At 35.9% G+C, this 15,026-nt stretch carries 14 protein-coding genes, 2 tRNA genes, 2 rRNA genes and 1 pseudogene (1 of these 19 running past the window's edge); 17 read left to right on the top strand and 2 right to left on the bottom strand.

Features of this window, described 5'->3' with window-relative positions; translation table 11 throughout:
• The first annotated feature begins 12 nt into the window (after positions 1 to 12).
• The 4 genes and pseudogenes from C4H12_RS05955 to C4H12_RS05940 all read left to right on the top strand — a co-directional run bounded on the left by C4H12_RS05955 (position 13) and on the right by C4H12_RS05940 (position 3,126).
• On the top strand, positions 13 to 1,098 hold the full coding sequence (locus tag C4H12_RS05955) for a M949_RS01915 family surface polysaccharide biosynthesis protein (protein WP_106098096.1): 1,086 nt from the start codon (positions 13 to 15) through the stop codon (positions 1,096 to 1,098).
• Between the two features lie 260 nt (positions 1,099 to 1,358).
• Positions 1,359 to 2,050: pseudogene (locus C4H12_RS05950) on the top strand (IS1595 family transposase); the annotation flags it as partial.
• A gap of 190 nt (positions 2,051 to 2,240) precedes the next feature.
• The gene (locus tag C4H12_RS05945) at positions 2,241 to 2,771 is read left to right on the top strand and encodes a hypothetical protein (RefSeq protein WP_106098095.1); all 531 of its coding nucleotides are present in this window, start codon (positions 2,241 to 2,243) and stop codon (positions 2,769 to 2,771) included.
• A gap of 10 nt (positions 2,772 to 2,781) precedes the next feature.
• Positions 2,782 to 3,126 (top strand): DUF4280 domain-containing protein, encoded by a 345-nt coding sequence (locus C4H12_RS05940; RefSeq protein WP_106098094.1) that lies wholly within the window; start codon positions 2,782 to 2,784, stop codon positions 3,124 to 3,126.
• Between the two features lie 394 nt (positions 3,127 to 3,520).
• Here the strand turns inward: C4H12_RS05940 and C4H12_RS05935 are convergent, their stop codons facing one another.
• Both C4H12_RS05935 and C4H12_RS05930 read right to left on the bottom strand, forming a co-directional pair.
• Positions 3,521 to 3,988, bottom strand: a complete 468-nt coding sequence (locus C4H12_RS05935; protein ID WP_106098093.1) for a hypothetical protein — start codon at positions 3,986 to 3,988, stop codon at positions 3,521 to 3,523.
• Positions 3,989 to 4,047: 59 nt separating this feature from the next.
• Positions 4,048 to 5,082, bottom strand: coding sequence for a DUF2931 family protein (locus tag C4H12_RS05930; RefSeq protein ID WP_254424831.1), 1,035 nt, complete (start codon positions 5,080 to 5,082; stop codon positions 4,048 to 4,050).
• Between the two features lie 617 nt (positions 5,083 to 5,699).
• Between C4H12_RS05930 and C4H12_RS05925 the strand changes: the two genes are divergently transcribed.
• From C4H12_RS05925 to C4H12_RS05865, 13 genes are all read left to right on the top strand, one after another.
• The gene (locus tag C4H12_RS05925) at positions 5,700 to 6,347 is read left to right on the top strand and encodes a polysaccharide deacetylase family protein (RefSeq protein WP_254424830.1); all 648 of its coding nucleotides are present in this window, start codon (positions 5,700 to 5,702) and stop codon (positions 6,345 to 6,347) included.
• The gene (locus C4H12_RS05920; protein WP_106098090.1) at positions 6,344 to 6,958 is read left to right on the top strand and encodes an outer membrane lipoprotein carrier protein LolA; all 615 of its coding nucleotides are present in this window, start codon (positions 6,344 to 6,346) and stop codon (positions 6,956 to 6,958) included. The genes C4H12_RS05925 and C4H12_RS05920 overlap by 4 nt, the downstream gene beginning before the upstream one ends.
• The gene (locus C4H12_RS05915) at positions 6,936 to 7,526 is read left to right on the top strand and encodes a hypothetical protein (RefSeq protein ID WP_106098089.1); all 591 of its coding nucleotides are present in this window, start codon (positions 6,936 to 6,938) and stop codon (positions 7,524 to 7,526) included. Before C4H12_RS05920 ends, C4H12_RS05915 begins: the two co-directional genes overlap by 23 nt.
• Positions 7,527 to 7,575: 49 nt before the next feature.
• Positions 7,576 to 7,944 (top strand): 3-hydroxyacyl-ACP dehydratase, encoded by a 369-nt coding sequence (locus tag C4H12_RS05910; RefSeq protein WP_106099439.1) that lies wholly within the window; start codon positions 7,576 to 7,578, stop codon positions 7,942 to 7,944.
• A 142-nt stretch (positions 7,945 to 8,086) separates the two neighbouring features.
• On the top strand, positions 8,087 to 8,686 hold the full coding sequence (locus C4H12_RS05905) for a hypothetical protein (protein ID WP_106098088.1): 600 nt from the start codon (positions 8,087 to 8,089) through the stop codon (positions 8,684 to 8,686).
• A 72-nt stretch (positions 8,687 to 8,758) separates the two neighbouring features.
• A complete protein-coding gene (locus C4H12_RS05900; protein ID WP_106098087.1) occupies positions 8,759 to 9,781 on the top strand; it encodes a hypothetical protein in 1,023 nt (340 codons plus the stop codon).
• A gap of 18 nt (positions 9,782 to 9,799) precedes the next feature.
• A complete protein-coding gene (locus C4H12_RS05895; protein WP_106098086.1) occupies positions 9,800 to 11,272 on the top strand; it encodes a HEAT repeat domain-containing protein in 1,473 nt (490 codons plus the stop codon).
• Between the two features lie 106 nt (positions 11,273 to 11,378).
• Complete coding sequence (locus C4H12_RS05890; protein WP_106098085.1) at positions 11,379 to 11,699, top strand: hypothetical protein; 321 nt, start codon at positions 11,379 to 11,381, stop codon at positions 11,697 to 11,699.
• A 119-nt stretch (positions 11,700 to 11,818) separates the two neighbouring features.
• Complete coding sequence (locus tag C4H12_RS05885) at positions 11,819 to 12,265, top strand: Imm26 family immunity protein (protein WP_254424829.1); 447 nt, start codon at positions 11,819 to 11,821, stop codon at positions 12,263 to 12,265.
• A 690-nt stretch (positions 12,266 to 12,955) separates the two neighbouring features.
• Positions 12,956 to 14,467: ribosomal RNA gene (locus tag C4H12_RS05880) — 16S ribosomal RNA — on the top strand.
• A gap of 110 nt (positions 14,468 to 14,577) precedes the next feature.
• Positions 14,578 to 14,651 (top strand) — tRNA-Ile (locus tag C4H12_RS05875).
• Positions 14,652 to 14,688: 37 nt separating this feature from the next.
• Positions 14,689 to 14,762 (top strand) — tRNA-Ala (locus C4H12_RS05870).
• A 139-nt stretch (positions 14,763 to 14,901) separates the two neighbouring features.
• Positions 14,902 to 15,026 (top strand): 23S ribosomal RNA (locus tag C4H12_RS05865) (it continues 2,725 nt past the right edge of the window).
• The 16S and 23S rRNA genes sit together here with 2 tRNA genes alongside, the layout of an rRNA operon.

Here is a 15,026-nt window from a genome sequence, read left to right as displayed (position 1 = left end):
AAACAGAAGAAAATGAACATACATTTTAAGATATTATTTACTATTTGTAGTATATTCATTTGTACTATGAGTATAGCACAAGAGGATAAAAATTATAGAGAGACATCTCTGACAGAAATAGAAATAAAAAAGCTTTTCCCTGTTGAGGTATTGGAGCAGATAGGAGTTGAATTTCCTATATTTAGGGTGTATCCTTTTGAGGATAAAGATGGCAAGCAGTATTTGATTCTTACTGAAAAGGTGACAAAAGGGAATATACAGGACGAAAATAGTTTGAAGCAGTCTATAAAAGCTTTTAACGTATCTTTTGAAGAGGATAAGACTGTAAAAGTGCGATGGACTATTACTGATTACATTGACGAAACAGAGAAATCTATTGGGTTTTGGACGCAATATCTGAATTTGAAAGATTTAGATAATGATGGCTTTGTAGATCCGATTGTAGTGTATGGAACGAAATCAAACTATGGGAAAGGCTTTGAAGAAGGAAGAGTAAAAATCATTATCTATCATCTTGGAAAGAAAATAGCTATTCGTCAGCAAAATTCGTCGTTAGATGACGGCAGACTTACCCAAGTGGATCAAAGTTTTGATGCCTTGCCTTTGGGTATCAAGAAAAAGGTGTGTGATATGATTGGGATTCTGGAGGATAGGGGGTACTCTTTGTTTACTACAGAGGTAAAAAATCAAATTAAAAAGTCGTTGAAAGGAGAGGGTAAAGTTGTATTTTCTTCTGATAAAGGTGAAACCATTGATGAATTTTTACAAAGAGCCAAAAAAGCAGCTCTATCTGATGTTGAATTACAAAAGATGATAAATTTTCCGTTACGAGTAAGGGGACTTGATGAAAATTTAAATGTTTTTGAGGATAAATTTTATTCTTTTGCTGAAATAAAGGACAACATAATGCTATATGATGCTATTTTTAAGGACGGGTTACTTTCAGCGGTTAGTATTTCTCGTGGAGATTGCCATAAGTTTAAAGATAAAAACTGCTTTGTAATAAAATCAACGGAAATTGTTGCTCCTATTGAAGTTGTTCTTTTGAAAAAAGGCAAACGGTATATAATAGTAGGAATAATAATATTAACGGCATAATAATACTTACTAAAATTTCTATGATGTAAGTTTATGAAAAAACTCTTACCTTTGCAAACAATAAATAAAACAAGATAGAACAAAGAACAATCTACTCACCCATTATCCTATAAATTGGATAGACGGAATGAAGCTAAGCAGCAGCCATTTTATTGCTGTGCGACAGCGTTAGAGATGCAATAGCCCTGCAAACCATAGACCTTAACTATGGCTTACAGCCTATGGCTGGTGATTCGGTAAAAGATGCACGTGCTGATGGATCACTATTTCATAGACTAAAATTTGGGTTACGTAAAGTATTTTTTATATGTTTTGAAATGACAACTACAACTAAAGGGTTATCAGCCTCACAAGTTGCTCGTCGTTATGAAATTAGTCGACAAACAGCACATTATTTTATGCACAAGGTTTGTGAAGCTATGAAATCCAGTGAGTCACAGAAAATGGATGGCAAAGTGCAAGGTTGATGAATTTACCATAGGAGGAAAAGAGGAAGGAAAACAAGGTTGAAGCTATGACACAAAGAAAAAGAAAGTTCTTTGTGCAATGGAACTTACTGACCCAAGGCAAAGTAAAGCGCTTTTACGCACTAAAAATACCTGATTTTTCCTCAAAATCATTACGAACAATATTTGACAAACATATTAGTAAAACAGCACAAGTTACTACTGACGAATGGAAAGGATATAAACCTATAAAAGACTTTAATATAACTCAAATTTCTAGTAATGATGGGAAGAATTTTCCTACATTACATAAGGTAATACATCAAGTAAAGTCTTGGATACGAGGTATATATTCTTGGGTATCAGAGTTTAACATAGACCGATATTTAGCGGAATACAGTTTTAGAATTAATCGTTCACAAAATAAAGATACTATCTTTAACAAATTAATGAAAAGAATTGTAGAACGTTCTCCCGTTTCCCAAAGTCAATTAGTATGTAGCTAAATAGACACCTCAATGAAGAAAATAATAAAATCTTTGGGGATATTTATAATTTACAAGATGAAGATCCTGCAATACATTATGTTTTCGCAAGAAAAAATAAGACTGTATATGTGTATAATAGAAATGGAGTTATAGCCACTTTACCGCATAGTTTTTTAAGGAATTATTTAACAAATACAAATCCACAGAAATGAAAATCTATATAATCATTATATTTTTATCTTTTAGTTCTACGCTCTATTCTCAAGATTATCCTTACTATGGTTGGTATGATATAGTGGTAGAAAGAAGTATAGAACATCTACATAAAACACTATCTTCTTCTAATGATATTACAGATAAAGAACTGCTTAGTATGATGAAAAGATCTGTATTGATAACAGAAGGAGGATATTTTTATAATAGTTCTTATTTTAATCAAGAGATGATTAAGTACATCAGACCTTTTTATTCATTTAAAAGCTTTTGGAGAGAGCCTCTTATTGCAAAAAAAATAATAAAAAAACAAAAAGTAAAAGGATTTGATTTTGTAAAAATAGTTCTTCATAGTGTAAACTATGATATTTATATATGCTTTGAAGCTGGTAGTGTGTTTTTAAACAAAGAAGCGGATAAAGGTATTGGGATGAAAAAACAACTTACTTTTGCTCTCTATAAATATAAATACGATAAAGAAAAAGCAGATTATTATTTAGAAGAGTTTGAAATCTATAATCATTAAATGAAATACTATGCCAAACCCAATTATAGATAGCACCCAATTGCAGTGTAATCAAGGTACTCAGATAAGTACTTTAAAAGTTACAAGTCAGACCTTTATAAGTATAAAGGACAAATTACAAGCTACAGAAGGAGATAAAGAGGCTAATATAAATATAAAACCTTTTGCTTTATGTAAACTAAAACCGACTTTCTTCGGGTATCAACCTTGTGTACCTACACCCATTAAATGGGAAAATACCTCACCTTTTGAAATTGATGGACAAAAAGAACTATTAGATTGCTCAACTTGCAGGTGTGCAGTGGGAGGAATTATCTCAGTAGTAAAATCAGAACAAGACTTTGTAAGTGAATAATGCTATTAAACTCTCCACGACTTCGGAGTGCCACATTCTGCGCTCCCTTTCACACAAGTAGTTTTGAGCAGCCTAAAAGGTTTTCAGCTGCTCAAAACACAACTTGCTACCATCTGGTGATGGTAAAACATAGCCCTTTGGGCTAATATTTAGGTTAGCCAACAAACTGCGCCATAGTGCACTCATATACACTCTTTAAAGGACATTTTAGACCTAAAAACAAGGGTCCTTACATAACATCAATGTTTTATCGGTTGAATATTGTGTTCCAGATAAATCATTTCTACTTTTTATTTTTCCTTCTAAAATTCGCTTTTTATAATATGTAAAGGGAAATAGAGTTAAAAATGATAGGTAATATATTGAAAACTTAATGATATATCATCTACTATCTCTATTCATTTATCTTACTTGTTAAGTAATCAAAGTTTTTTAATTGTTGATAATCGGGGTATAGTATTTTAAAGTCGGTGAGTAATTTGTGCTTTATGTTTTCTGTTATATGTAATAACTTTTTGATATTAAACAATGACTTTTTTTGTTGATTGAATATGATATTAACATACTCTTGGTCATATCTTTTAAAGGAAAAATGATAATCATTATAAACACTGAATATTTCATTATTTTGCTCTTCATTGAAAGATATTTTTCTTAGATTGTTGGTAAAAAGAATGAAAAGCTTGAGCAAATCGGCTTCAAATGAAAAAAGAGTTTTATCTTCATTTAAAATTATAACCTCTCCCCATAGCATTTTTTCAGTGATTTCGGATTTAGAAAAGTGGTGGTAATTTTTTGTTTTTACTTTTTTATATACTTCTAAATCAATATGGTATAGGATTATTATATCATTCTTTTTCATAGTGTATTAATTATTTTTTAGCTCGATAAATGGTGTTTGTAGTAGCCTTGATTCATCTTCTATTTATACGAATCTTTAAAGACAAAGTCTCCATCATCATTTTTTCTGATATATTGCCCTTCTGTTTTTATTGGTTCTCCATCTAAAAACACTTCTAAATCGGTGGAGGTAGCATTTAGCTTGACTTCTAAAGTGTGCTCGTCTGTTGGATTTTTTTCTAAAATTGTATGAAGTTTGTCCCAATCAAAAAAAACTTCACAATTATAGGAGGCACCTTTGGCTGTTTCAAATATAAAACGCATCATCTCAGGGATAGCTCGTTCCTCAGCCTTAGGAGAAGTCATATAAGGGCATAAGGTGATTCTTTTTTCTCCATTGAAATATTCTGTACTGATGCGAAACACTCTAAATCCTTTATTTTCGGACGAAATTACCACCTTTAGTTTGTACTTTTTACGATAATTATCCCATCTCTCAGGAGTTGCTTTTGACACTTTTTCACCATGTATTTCTTTATGTATTTCATACTTATCTTTCCTACTAACGTTATAATACATAGTTGCTAATCTATCTTCATACTCTTTGATGAGCTTTTCATCTTTAACAAGCTCAGCTTGGTATCTCGCCAGTTCTATACGGGTAGGTCCATAGCCCAACCACACTACTACCATCCCCTTAGGGGCAAAACCAAAAATGAGGTTATCAAACTCATTACAAACTGTTCCCGTAAAATTAACCTGAGAAAAATAACTGCGTTTTTCCCTAAGATCTATGTACTGGGGAAGGTTCCCCTCAAAGTTTTTTGGCTCATAGATAAAATACGCACGTTGGCTCATTTCCTTCATATAATCTACGGGAAAGTCTGCCTTTAAGTGGTAAAAAACATCCTCATAATTAGAATAGTAGACTATATCTGCCCCTATAGGGGTACCCAGTTGTTCTGTCCACCTAGCACCAGAATCTGCCCAACGCCCCGAAGAGGAGCCATAGGGCAAACCAGCAGGAGTTTCTTCTAAGGTTAAGATATAATCCTTTATAGGGGTTATTCGATATTTATTATCAGGGTGCGATATTTGTACGTGAAATTCAGGCATAACTTCTTTTTTTTGGCAACTTGTTATAGGTAGTAAACATAGGCTAAGGATTATGATATAAGATATTGTATTTTTCATATTAATCATCTGATAAGTGTTTATTTTCAAGGAGTATTATCATATATTACATCATTGGTAGATTTTGTATTGGGATTAAAGGAAATAATATCGGCGAAGATACGATTATTTTTTGATTGAGCAAAATTTTTTTGTGAGAAAGGAGGTGGGAGGCAATGAGAAAAATGCAGTGTTTGGGGGATTTTGTTGCGAATAATGCAAAGATAGAGAGTGGAGGGAGAAGGTTTGATAATCAGGGAAGTAACGGCTATCCTTCGTTTATAGTTCGTTTATCCTTCGTTATAGGTTCGTTCAACCTAAGGGGTAGCTATATGGTGCTTGGGGTATGGTAGGGGGTGAAATGTGCTGATTATCAGGAGAAAGGAGTTGGGAGGTAGTGGGAAGGGATTTTTTGAAGAATTGGTAATAAAATAAGAGAAAAGAGGTGAAAAGTGAAAAATAGGGAGGAGAGGGAGGGGTAGAGGAAGGGAGTTTCTTGTTATTTTGGTAATTATTTGTACCTTTGCGGCGTGTAATTAGTACGATGAACTATGGTGTTTTTGGTATTGATAGTTTTGCTTTTGGGGTTTGTTTCGTGGGGTGTGTTTGATATTAGGCTCTCATTTTTTACTCCGACCCAATGGCACTTAAAGAATAGGCCAGCTAAAAAGGTTGTTTTGACTTTTGACGATGGGCCATCGGAGTATACGTCTGCTTTTTTGGATTTGTTAGAAAAGTATAAGGTAAAGGCTGTGTTTTTCTGTATAGGCGAGCAGGTGGAAAAATATCCTGAGGTAGTGAGACGTATGGTGGCAGAAGGGCACGTGGTAGGGAACCACACCTTTACCCATAAGCCTAAGAATATTTTTAAGAAGCAGGCGTTAGCGGAAGAGATTCGGGATACGGATGAGGCACTGAAGAAGGTAGGAGTGGTAACGGAGCTTTTTCGTCCGCCCTTTGGTATTACAAGTCCGCCGGTGGCAGGTGCTATTGCGCTCACGGGGAAGAAGGCAATAGGTTGGGATATAAGATCATTGGATACGGTTATTAAAGATGAGGAGCGGCTTTATAGGCGTATAGTGGGCAAACTAAGTAACGGCAATATCATACTAATGCACGACCGACTGGGGCATACACTTAAAGTTTTGGAACGCTTATTGCAATACCTGAAAGATAATAATTACACTGTTACAAACGATTTGGAATGAGAAGAATTATATTATATATTAGCCTGTGCCTACCCTTGATGGGAGCTGCACAAGTGCTTACAGAAGCCCAAATACGCGACTTTAAGGCACAAGCCATAGCCAAAAACAAGGCTATAGAAACGATGCAAGCAGACTTTGTACAGAAAAAGCATTTGGACTTTATGAGTAAGGATATTGAGACTTTTGGGAAGATGGCTTTTGCGAAGCCCGACCGCCTAAACTGGCAGTATACGAAGCCTTACCAGTACCGTATCATCTTTCAGAAAAACAATATCAAAGTTAATGATGGAGGAAAAGTATCGGAGATGAAAGCCGATAACAAGGTGTTTAAAAAGATAAACAACCTGATAGTGAGTACGATTAGTGGAGATATGTTTGCTGAAAAGGATTTTAAGATGAGCTTTAGCAAGGCACAAGGGGTAACCCAAGTGCGATTACTGCCAACAGATAAAACGCTACTGAAATACGTGAGTGAAATATATCTTTACTTTGGGAATGATTATGTGGTAGAGAGGGTGAAACTTATAGAACCGACAAGTGATTACACCGAAATACTATTCAGCAATAAAAAACTAAATAGCCCAATAGATGAAGCACATTTTAAAATGTAGTTGGCTACTGTTACTTGTGGGATGTTCATCATATAAACTTCCGGAGGAATATAAGGTAACGAGAGAGAGGCAAGAGACTTATGAGAATAGTTATGTGAGGGTAGGGGAGGAGTACCTTTACCGCACTACTATTGCTGCTTATGGGCATACATTTGGGGGGCTTTTGGCAGCTAAAATAATGGATAGGAATAGCTGGCGAGTGGCTTTGACAACAGATTTTGGTAATACTCTTTTTGATTTTGAAAAGAATAGTAATGGTATTAAAGTACATTACGCTATGCCCGACCTAAATAAAAAGATTATTATCCGTACCCTTACGGCAGACTTTGAGAAGCTATTGATAACCCATTTTGCGGTGATTAAAGAGTATGCCAAAGGAGAGGAACGAGTGTGGGAATGTACAGATAAGAATGATATGGTTTACTTATTTTTTTCGGGAGAGAAGGAACTAAAAAGACAGCTAAATACGCAAGGGAAGCAACTGTATACCACTTTTGGTTATGATAAGAAATATATAGCAATAACGCACCATACTCTGGATATTAAGATAGATTTGGAAGCTATTTGAGAGGTAAACTTTACAGTAGATAACTAATGGTTAATAGTTAATAGCGATGATATTAAAAGATTTTTATAGACTGGACTCTTTGGAGCAGCAAGATGCAGAGCACTACCTTTGTAGAATAACCCTGAATGCAGAGCACTCTATTTTTGAGGGGCATTTTCCTGATAATCCGATAACACCAGGGGTGTGTATGATGCAGATTATTAAGAATATTACAGAAGAGATTACTGGGAAGAGCTTGTTTTTGGCAAAGACGGTGAATGTGAAATTTATGGCACTTATAAACCCGAAAATAAATCCTGAGTTACAAATTAGTCTGCATATAATAAGTGAAGGGGATGAGGTAATAGTGAAAAGTATAACTAATATGGGAGATACGGTAGCCTTAAAGCTTACAAACACCTATAAGATAGTAATTTAATCCTAATAATATAATGGTAAAAGGCACAGATAAAGGAATTGGCGTACTAAAAAAATAAGCTGAAAAATTTCGCTATCTAAAATAAAAGCTGTACTTTTGCACACATTTAAAAAAACACAAGAACTAAACAACAATTTCAATAGTGGAAAAGGAAAGAAAGAATTTTACTGAGAAGAGTTATGAGAAGCTGAAAAATGCAATTCAAGAGATTGTGAATGAAGAGGATAAAAAAGACGTATACGCACTATCGTTATGCTACTCTTGCGATAACGATGATTTGCGATTTCCTAAAGTTACATTGAATTACAATACCCTTTCAAACGCAAAAGAAGAGTCTTATAATGCAGATACCGCAGAAGAGGCTAAGTGGCATTTTGATTATTGGCTGCAGCACGATATGGAAACCATAGGAGGCAAGAAAGATACTCATCTGAAGAAATGGTTTGCTAAAAGTCCTTATTACTACTCGGACGAGGAGAATGACCGTGCGATAGAGGAAGATGAAGATCTTTATGAAAAACTTCTTAAAAAGGGAGATAAGTTTGATAAGGAATTTGTAAAAGAAGTTATAGCACTTACTAAGCGTCTTTTTGATGAAGGGATTTTAGAGCAGCATTTTGATAGGAATATCCCAGTGCTTTTGTACCAGAAAGATCTTGAAGATCTGCCCATAGCTTGGACTAAGAAAGCAAATCCTACAAAACTTGTTAAAGAGTTTGTGGAGTATTGGGACGGAGATTAGTATTCATACACAGAGCTTTGTTAGAGTAAATTAAAAACTTTGGCAAAGCTATTGTTTTTATATATAGAAGCTATGAAAAGATTATTATTTATTTTGCTATTGCATATTACTACAGTGCTTTGCGCACAAGAAAGTTTTAATGCAGGTAAGGTAGATGCTATTGCTTATGACGATAGTGGTAATTATACATTTTACCATAAGCTGAAGAATGGGAATTACCGGAGCTTAGACTTGTATTTTGATGATGAAAAACCTATAAAAGATACGTTTTTCAATTTTTTATCTCCATATTGGTTGGAAGATGATGATGAATATTCAGAAGAAGAGATTTTAGAAGACAATACTGAAATGATATTTACTAAAGATATAAGTAAAACTTCATTTCGGGATTTTGTAGGGCAAACTTATTGGTGTGAAACTCCTATATCATCAGAGGAGGAAGAAAAAGGGCATATTATTTGTGAGATGGTAAATAATCATAGCGCAGTAGTGGCACGTATAGCTAATAAGATACCTACTTATGGTTTTGGAGAGCATATTATTGATACCCCTGAAGATACACCTTGTTGGCTTACTTTTGATGAAGAACAATACGCTATTTTGGTGTTAAAACTAAAAGATCATAAACAAATATATCTGTTTATTAAAGAGAATGGGGATTTGGAGAAGATATTTATCCCTATGGGAGAAAAAGTAGTTTTGCTAGATGAGGCTAGATATACCTTTAGAAAGGTTACATCAGAAACTTATAATCTTAAAAACTACCGCTATAGTTCTCGTGATTTTGATGATTATTTTGAAGTATTTCCTAAGGGTAAGAAATATGAAATCTTAGACATTTTTAAGAATAAAGCCTTACCGGGAACCTATGATAGTATTACTAGAAATCATATTTTTATCATTACTAAAAATAAAGAGGAAGTAAGTATTTATAACCAATTCTTTCAGAAACTGAATTGTGGAAAGGTGAAAAGTGCTCGTTTTGTTAATTTGGCAGTGGAAGTAGAGAATGAACAAGGAATAAAATATTACGATAGTACAGGGAAGGATATACCTAAATCGGCATTGAGAGAGTTTAACTGTGGTACAAGATAATTAAAGCTCCTTATAAATATGTTAGAATCTGTTATTGAAGCTCTTATTAAGAATAAGAAAGGACGATTGGAGGAGGTAGTACAAGCCTTTAATGATGGTGAGTTTGCAAATTCTGACACTCATAAATATCTTGCTGAGGCTTTGGTAGGTAGCCAGTATAATGAACTAGCTAATTATATAGAAGAGGTAGTTATACCAAAAATAGGCAAACCAATGTTGCCCTATCTGTGTGATACCTTTACCTTTGCTGATACTTACGATAATAGGAGGCGATTGCGCTTATTGCGAAAATTGAAATATAATGATATAGAAGACTTAGCTAATCGGGTTTTATCACAAAACCTTCCTTCTTTGCAAGTAGAAGCTGTAGCAATATTAGCGGACACTAAAACTCTTGATAATGAAAAGAAACTCATAGCCCTCAGTACTGATAATAACCGATTGGTGAGAGGAGCAGCCTATAAAGGTTTGGCAGCAATAGCTACGCCACAGGCTTTGGAAGCCCTACTATCTACTTATAAAGGGAAACTTACCCGTACTAATACTCAGATGCTTGTTGAAGCACTCTCCAAAGTAGCACTTCCTACTTATTATCTCAAGTTTTTAGAGGTGCTAGAGCAACATTTTGAATTGCTGCTTGCTATGGATAAAAGCAATGAGAGTAGTGTAAAAGCTGCTTATAATCTTTTTGAGATAGAATTACATATACTTCAGCATAAAGATCAAAAAGAAGTATATGATTTTTTGGAAAAGCTCTTATACAATGATGAGTACCACGCAATTGCAGAAAAGTATGATACTGTACCCTATCACTTAATGCCTACTGTGGTAGAAATACTTAGATCTTTTTCTTTTAATAAAAGAATAGCTTTTTATGAAAAACACTTAGCGGTACTTCCAAAAACACAATGGGTGCGAATATTGGCAACAGACTATTTTTATGAAGCTATAACAATATATTCTAAAGAAAAGTTATACGATATTTTTGCCCCTTATTTTGATTTGTTATCACAGAATATTATTGAGACTTTTTCGGGCTACCAATACAATGCAGGTTACTATACGCCTCTGAAGTTCGAGGTGAAAGAATCTTTTACTGATCCACGTTGGGCAACTATATTGTTACAGTTTTTGCAAAATAGTCCCAAAACAGAAGATTATGAGTTCAAAGCCTTAGTAGTTTTAGATGTACTTTTGCCAGATAGCGAATCATTAAACCAACTTATACTCCAACTATTGCCCCAAGCTTCGCTGAATGATACATCGTGGTTGTATCAGCTTATAATGAAACGTAATATACCCCAAAGGTTTGAGATAATATATGAGTCTTTAGCCTCGATGAAGCAGCCCTCTCACTATGATTATATGAACGTAATGCAAGCCAAAACCTTTTGGCAATGTTTTCCGAAAGAGTACGCTCTTAAATTTGAAAAACTTTATGCCCTGAAACATGTAGCGTACTTTAAAGAAATAAGCCAATTACTCAATTAGTAGAAAAGCAGAATTTAGGCTCACTCTTGCTGATAATATTGATTTCTTTCCTATTTCTAACAAAGATAATAACAGCTTCTTCTACCACAACAATACCTCAAAAATAATGGAACAATCCCTTTTTGAAGAAGAAAAAGAATATGTAGCATTTATAGAAGCTACTAATTGCAGAACTTATAAAGGCTTTATCAAAGCTCTTAATGAAGCCTTTTTTATTCATACAAACTATGAAGAAAATATCAATGATACGCATTGGTATATTTTTTCATCTTGGTTAGGGTACCGCAAAATTAAAATGCTCTTTCTTCGTAGCGGAGCTCTAAAAAAACAACCTATCTACAATGAAATTATTAACGACTTGCAAGAGTGGAAAATATGGTGGGAAAAACAACACCCTAAAAACAGATTGATATTTGAATTCCAATAATAAAATTCCAAAATGTAATAAAAATTTCACCAACTATTTAAAAGCTTAATCTAATAAAATAAGCGATACTAAGACAATTAAACCTAATTCTAATTCATTATACAAATATAAAACAACACATGAAACGAAAACTTGAAGGGCATATCATAGCAGTTCCTTTACAGGATAATACATTTGTAACCTCCTTAGTAATAAGGCAAAACGGGAGTATATCATTAGGCTATTTTTTTAAAGAGCGTTATACTGAACTACCAACGATAGAACAATGGCAACCCTCTGAAGTAATTCTCATAGCTCTCTTTGGAGGGCGTTTAGGACTAAAAAATGGAAATTGGCAACTATTAGGACAGCTTCCTCAATGGGATAGAAATGAATGGCAAGTGCCAATCTTACGACAGCAAGACCCTATAAATACCTCTGTTTACTACGCAGCTATGTATGATAATGATATTAAAAATTTCACCCGAAAAATAATATCCGAAGAAGAAGCCAAAACATACTATCTATATGGCATTTATGGTTACAAAGCAATCGAAAATGTACTTAACAAACTATTATTTTCTTAAAATATCCAATCAATAACCTTCATATATTTAATGTGTTAAATCAATTTGATAAAGCAGAATTAGCCCAAATACCCTTTGATAAATAATACCTTAATTAGCACGAAAATATATTTTCTCCTAAGCCAGGAACTTGTCATTACCAAGAAAAAGCCCTATATGTCAAAAAGTACATACGCTAAAAATCCAACTATCTCTCAAGTAGGATTTTTTTATATTAGAACTATCTTAAAAGCGCCCCCCAACCTGAACGAACTAATAACGAAGGATAAACGAACTCTAAACGAAGGATAAATAAAAAACACCCCACCCCCTTACCTATATATTATTATAATTCCACACCCCCTTCCCCCACATCCCTACATTTTCCCCCACCCATCCCCCCATATTCCCCCCTTTTCTCCCTTTCATCCTTTTTTCATCAAAAAAAAACTTCACTTCTCACATAACTGACAATCAACCATTTAACAAATAAACTCAAAAAAACTTCAAAAAAAGTCTTGAAAAAATTTGGAGAATTAAAAAAACGCCGTACCTTTGCACCCGCAAATGAGACGAAAATTAGTCTTGTAAGCGTAAGAAAACAACACGTACATTGACATAATGTTGTACAGCACAAAACAAAGATTTAAAGAATTGAGTGAAACCTGAAGTCAATAACTTACGAGTCGGTTTAAAACATTAAAGATTTTAACGATGAAGAGTTTGATCCTGGCTCAGGATGAACGCTAGCGGCAGGCCTAACACATGCAAGTCGAGGGATAAGCCTTCGGGCTGAAACCGGCGCACGGGTGCGTAACGCGTATACAATCTGCCTTTCACTGGGGGATAGCCCGAAGAAATTTGGATTAATACCCCATAGTATATAGGGACGGCATCGTTTTTATATTAAAGCCTTGGTGGTGAAAGATGAGTATGCGTTCTATTAGCTAGTTGGAGAGGTAACGGCTCCCCAAGGCTACGATAGATAGGGGTTCTGAGAGGGATGTCCCCCACACTGGTACTGAGATACGGACCAGACTCCTACGGGAGGCAGCAGTGAGGAATATTGGACAATGGTCGGAAGACTGATCCAGCCATGCCGCGTGCAGGATGAAGGTCCTATGGATTGTAAACTGCTTTTGTAAGGGAAGAATAAGGAGTACGCGTACTTTGATGACGGTACCTTATGAATAAGCATCGGCTAACTCCGTGCCAGCAGCCGCGGTAATACGGAGGATGCAAGCGTTATCCGGAATCATTGGGTTTAAAGGGTCTGTAGGCGGGCAGATAAGTCAGAGGTGAAAGCGCTTAGCTCAACTAAGCAACTGCCTTTGAAACTGTTTGTCTTGAATGGTTGTGAAGTAGTTGGAATGTGTAGTGTAGCGGTGAAATGCTTAGATATTACACAGAACACCGATAGCGAAGGCATATTACTAACAATTAATTGACGCTGATGGACGAAAGCGTGGGGAGCGAACAGGATTAGATACCCTGGTAGTCCACGCTGTAAACGATGGATACTAGCTGTTTGGTTGTAAGACTGAGTGGCTAAGCGAAAGTGATAAGTATCCCACCTGGGGAGTACGTTCGCAAGAATGAAACTCAAAGGAATTGACGGGGGCCCGCACAAGCGGTGGAGCATGTGGTTTAATTCGATGATACGCGAGGAACCTTACCAAGGTTTAAATGGAGACTGACAGGTGTAGAGATATGCCCTTCTTCGGACAGTTTTCAAGGTGCTGCATGGTTGTCGTCAGCTCGTGCCGTGAGGTGTCAGGTTAAGTCCTATAACGAGCGCAACCCCTGCCGATAGTTGCTAACGAGTTAAGTCGAGCACTCTATTGGGACTGCCGGTGCAAACCGTGAGGAAGGTGGGGATGACGTCAAATCATCACGGCCCTTACATCTTGGGCTACACACGTGCTACAATGGTCGTTACAGAGAGCAGCCACTGCGTGAGCAGGCGCGAATCTATAAAGACGATCACAGTTCGGATCGGAGTCTGCAACTCGACTCCGTGAAGCTGGAATCGCTAGTAATCGGATATCAGCCATGATCCGGTGAATACGTTCCCGGGCCTTGTACACACCGCCCGTCAAGCCATGGAAGCTGGGGGTACCTGAAGACGGTTACCGCGAGGAGCTGTTTAGGGTAAAACTAGTGACTGGGGCTAAGTCGTAACAAGGTAGCCGTACCGGAAGGTGCGGCTGGAACACCTCCTTTCTAGAGAAACCGATGTTATGGAAAGAAGGTTATCTCTTCTTTAAATCTTGCTGTATGACAAAATAAGATTTGCAAATTTGTGAATTTACAAATTTGCTAATTGAATAAGCAGTCTCATAGCTCAGCTGGTTAGAGCGCTACACTGATAATGTAGAGGTCGGCAGTTCGAGTCTGCCTGGGACTACAATAAGAGCTGAAAAGGAAATTCTGGAAGCTGATGCGGGGAATTAGCTCAGCTGGCTAGAGCACCTGCCTTGCACGCAGGGGGTCAAGGGTTCGAATCCCTTATTCTCCACAACAACAGTACATTGACATATTGGGATAAAGAGCATAAGAGATCAATAAAGGATTATTGATCATCTAACGAAAAAATATTAAAAAGAATCAAAGAGAACGAGGTATTCTATTGAGAGAATCAATAGGAACTACAAGCGCGAAAAGTTATGTAAGGGCGTATGGGGGATGCCTAGGCTCTCAGAGGCGAAGAAGGACGTGATAAGCTGCGAAAAGTTGCGTGGATTGGCACATACGAATTGATACGCAAATCTCCGAATGGGGC

This window comes from Capnocytophaga sp. oral taxon 878 (assembly GCF_002999135.1).
In the GTDB taxonomy this organism is placed as follows: Bacteria; Bacteroidota; Bacteroidia; order Flavobacteriales; family Flavobacteriaceae; genus Capnocytophaga.
Note: the sequence above shows the minus strand (reverse complement) of the source record. Positions and strands in the feature narration are given on the sequence as shown.

What these genes read in the sequence shown, in the direction of transcription:
- C4H12_RS05955 (WP_106098096.1), top strand. Translation starts at nt 13, where the DNA reads ATGAACATACATTTTAAGATATTATTTACTATTTGTAGTATATTCATT.
- C4H12_RS05945 (WP_106098095.1), top strand. Translation starts at nt 2,241, where the DNA reads ATGAAAATCTATATAATCATTATATTTTTATCTTTTAGTTCTACGCTC.
- C4H12_RS05940 (WP_106098094.1), top strand. Translation starts at nt 2,782, where the DNA reads ATGCCAAACCCAATTATAGATAGCACCCAATTGCAGTGTAATCAAGGT.
- C4H12_RS05935 (WP_106098093.1), bottom strand. Translation starts at nt 3,988, where the DNA reads ATGAAAAAGAATGATATAATAATCCTATACCATATTGATTTAGAAGTA.
- C4H12_RS05930 (WP_254424831.1), bottom strand. Translation starts at nt 5,082, where the DNA reads ATGCCTGAATTTCACGTACAAATATCGCACCCTGATAATAAATATCGA.
- C4H12_RS05920 (WP_106098090.1), top strand. Translation starts at nt 6,344, where the DNA reads ATGAGAAGAATTATATTATATATTAGCCTGTGCCTACCCTTGATGGGA.
- C4H12_RS05915 (WP_106098089.1), top strand. Translation starts at nt 6,936, where the DNA reads ATGAAGCACATTTTAAAATGTAGTTGGCTACTGTTACTTGTGGGATGT.
- C4H12_RS05900 (WP_106098087.1), top strand. Translation starts at nt 8,759, where the DNA reads ATGAAAAGATTATTATTTATTTTGCTATTGCATATTACTACAGTGCTT.
- C4H12_RS05895 (WP_106098086.1), top strand. Translation starts at nt 9,800, where the DNA reads ATGTTAGAATCTGTTATTGAAGCTCTTATTAAGAATAAGAAAGGACGA.
- C4H12_RS05890 (WP_106098085.1), top strand. Translation starts at nt 11,379, where the DNA reads ATGGAACAATCCCTTTTTGAAGAAGAAAAAGAATATGTAGCATTTATA.
- C4H12_RS05885 (WP_254424829.1), top strand. Translation starts at nt 11,819, where the DNA reads ATGAAACGAAAACTTGAAGGGCATATCATAGCAGTTCCTTTACAGGAT.